Raw genomic sequence first — 2,473 nt, forward strand, 5'->3', positions numbered from 1 at the left:
AGACAGGGGCGGGCAGCATCATCACCGCCGACGGGGTGAAAGCCGAAGCGAAGATGAAGAACGTCGGTGGTGACGTGACGCATCGTTTCGGCGCCGAGTCGACCTCCGGTGCCAGCGGTGGCGATATCGGCGTGGCCGGCTCGTTCGCGCTGAGCTTCGCCGATACCGACACGCTAGGCGTGATTGGTCTCGACCATGCCGATCAGCCGGCAGGTGGCGCCGCGACGGTCACCTTGACCGGCGGCAACGTCCTGCTCACGGCGATCAACACGACCGAAACCACGACGACGGCGACCTCCTCCGGGGCCGGCAGCGGCTCGGGCAGCGTCGGCGTCGGCGCATCGATCGCGCTCGGCATCGGCTTGAACAGCACTTTTGCTGGCGTCGAGGACGGCGAGACGGTTAGCGGGACGACGGGCAATTTCACGGTCACCGCGACATCCAATGACACGCTGACGACGACGGCCAAGGCCGGCGCGCAAGGCGCTACCGGTATCGGCGGCGCGATCGCTGTCGCCTATGTCGACAACGATACGGATGCGCACATCGGCACCGGCGGCGGCGCAGCGATCACGCTGACGGGCAATTTGGCCGCGCAAGCGTCGCACACCGGGACGGTTCACACGCTTGCCGATGGCGAAGCTGCCGGCAGCAGCGTTGGCGTTGGCGCGTCGATTGCGCTGAACATCGGCGAAGTCACCAACGACGCATTCCTCGGCCGCAATTTCCAGAATGTCGGCACGGTGACGATCACCGCGACCTCGACACTCGACACCAAGGCAGAGTCCAAGGCGAGTTCGAAGGGCCAATCCACGAAGAAGTCCGATGGCACAACGGATAGTGCCAACTCCGATCAGGAGACGACCAACCAGACCGAGATGGCCAAGAACCAGAGCGGCGGCACCAAGACGCCGACGCAGAGCGGCAGCGGCAGCCTTGGCCAGGCCGATGGCAACAGCAATGCGCAGACCGGCAAGGGTACGCAGGGCGGCAATGGCTCCGGTGGCACCAACGTGGCGGCAACGATCGCCGTCAATTTCCTCGATGCAGACAACCAGGCGCAGATCGCCGGCAACGTGACGATCTCCGGCACTGGTGCGATGAAGGTCGAGGCAATCAGCACGACCGACGCGCGGGCATTGGCCACGGCGACCTCTACGAACACCAGTTCCAATACCGGCGTCGCCGCCGCGGTCGGTCTCAACATCGTCCTCCTCGACAACAACGCGATGATCGGCGCAGGCGCCGATCTGACAGCTGGATCGATCGAGGTCCGCGCCGCGACCGCCAACGGCCAGAAGAACACGTTCCAGGCGCGCGCCCTCTCCGGTGCGGTCTCCAAGAACACCGCGATCGGCGGCTCGGTTGGCATCAACTATCTCGATGTCAACACGCTGGCATCGGTCGGCGACAATGTCGATCTCGACGCCAACACCGGCAACATCGAGATCGGCGCCGTCAGTCTCAATGAAATGCAGAACCTGGCCGGCGGTGCGGCCTTGAGCACCGGCAGCGGCGGTGGCGGCGTGGGCATCGCGGTCACCGTCAACATCGTCAACGATCTCAGCACCAAGGCCGAGACCGGCATCAATCTCGACGCCGAAGCGCAGGGCGCGATCAACGTCACCTCGCATGCCGAACTGCTGCCGGTCACGGAAAACCTGCCTGTCATCGGCTCGCTGGCCGTCACCAGCTTCGCCGCCGGCACCGGCGTTGCCGTCGGCGGTTCGTCCAGCGTCAACGTGATCTTCATGGAGACGCACGCCTCGGTGAACGACAACTCCGACCTCGAGGCCGGAACCGGCATCAAGATCGAGGCGACGGACCTGCTGACCGTGGTCAGCGGGGCGGGCGGCATCGGCCTGACGCTGAACGGCAATGCCGGCGTCGGCATCGGCCTCGACGTGCAGGTGATCACGCGCAACACCAGCGCCTGGATGGGCGGCGGCGCGGATCTGGATACGTCGGCCGGCAACATCGTCATCAACGCCGACTCCTTCGACGACATCACTTCGATCGCGGCGACGTTCGGCGGCAGCGCCGGCGGCTCGGCCGGCGTCGCGGCGTCGGTCGGCGTGCTTTATCTTGACACATCGACGCAGGCCTTCGTCGAGGCCGGCAGCGCGCTGAACAAATCGCATCTGGGCGCCGGCGGAGATGTCTCCGTGACGGCCACCGGCGATGCGGACGTGTTCCTGCTGGCGGGCGCGGCGGCGTTCGGCCAAAGCGCCGGCATCGGCGTTTCCGGAACCGTGTTTGTCCATCTCGACGACGTGAAGGCGGAGCTCTATGGCGACGCCGATGTGGTCACCGGCGGCGCCAACGGCCTCTCCGTGTCGGCGATTTCCACCGATGAGGTGCTGATCATCGCCGCCGCCGGCGCGGCTTCCGCGCAGGCGGCGGTCGCCGGTTCGGTCGCCGTAACAGTGCTGACCGAGACAACGACGGCGCGCATCGGCGCAAACAGCAAGGT

At 66.2% G+C, this 2,473-nt stretch carries 1 protein-coding gene; it reads left to right on the forward strand.

Translation table 11 applies throughout. The annotated features are described in order from the left end of the window. Positions 1-2,473, forward strand: a 2,473-nt coding sequence (locus EOA33_RS32170; RefSeq protein ID WP_145989410.1) for a hypothetical protein, incomplete at both ends; no start/stop codon positions are given.

This window comes from Mesorhizobium sp. M4A.F.Ca.ET.050.02.1.1 (assembly GCF_003997725.1).
Classification (GTDB): domain Bacteria; phylum Pseudomonadota; class Alphaproteobacteria; order Rhizobiales; family Rhizobiaceae; genus Mesorhizobium.